The 701-nt window shown below is 55.1% G+C and carries 1 protein-coding gene; it reads left to right on the forward strand.

The features are described 5' to 3' along the window. The coding region (locus ACQRCJ_RS12470) for an RNA-guided endonuclease InsQ/TnpB family protein (protein ID WP_427799946.1) at window positions 1-701 on the forward strand (701 nt) is incomplete at both ends.

Genomic DNA, 701 nt, shown 5'->3' on the forward strand with positions numbered 1-701 from the left:
TATAACTGGGCTCTTGAACAATGGGGCATCCAGTACAGGGCATGGCGCGAAGACGACACGCTTCCAAAGCCTTCCCAGTTTTCCCTCCGCAAACAGCTGAACGAGATCAAAAAGGAAAGCTTCCCCTGGATGCTCGAGGTGACGAAGTGTGCCCCTCAACTGGCGATCATCCAGCTTGGAGAAGCCTTCAAGAACTTCTTCGCGCATCGTGCCGCCTATCCGAAATTCAGGAAGAAGGGCGTGCACGACAGGTTCAGCATCTCCAATGACCAGTTCGCCGTTCAGGGAAAACGCATACGGATCCCCAAGCTTGGATGGGTCAGGATGCGTGAGGCTTTGCGATTTTCAGGAAAGCTCGTATCGGCCACTGTTTCCCGCATGGCCGACAGATGGTTCGTGAGCATCACGGTGGATACGGAAGACAGACGACAGCAGCACAACGAGAACCAAGAGGCTGTTGGTGTCGATCTTGGAGTATCCGCCCTTGCGACGCTCTCCACCGGGGAAGTAGTACAGGGGCCGAAAGCTTACAGCAAGCTTGTCAAAAGGCTCGTGCGACTCTCACGAAGTCTTTCGCGAAAAGCGCGTGGGTCGAACAATCGTGAAAAAGCACGACGGAAGCTCGCCAGGCTCCATGCCAGGATCGCCAATATCAGGCAGGAAGGACTGCACCAGCTTACGACATCGCTGGCCAGAAGGTT

The organism is Desulfovibrio sp. SGI.102, assembly GCF_050314315.1.
Classification (GTDB): Bacteria; Desulfobacterota; Desulfovibrionia; order Desulfovibrionales; family Desulfovibrionaceae; genus Desulfovibrio.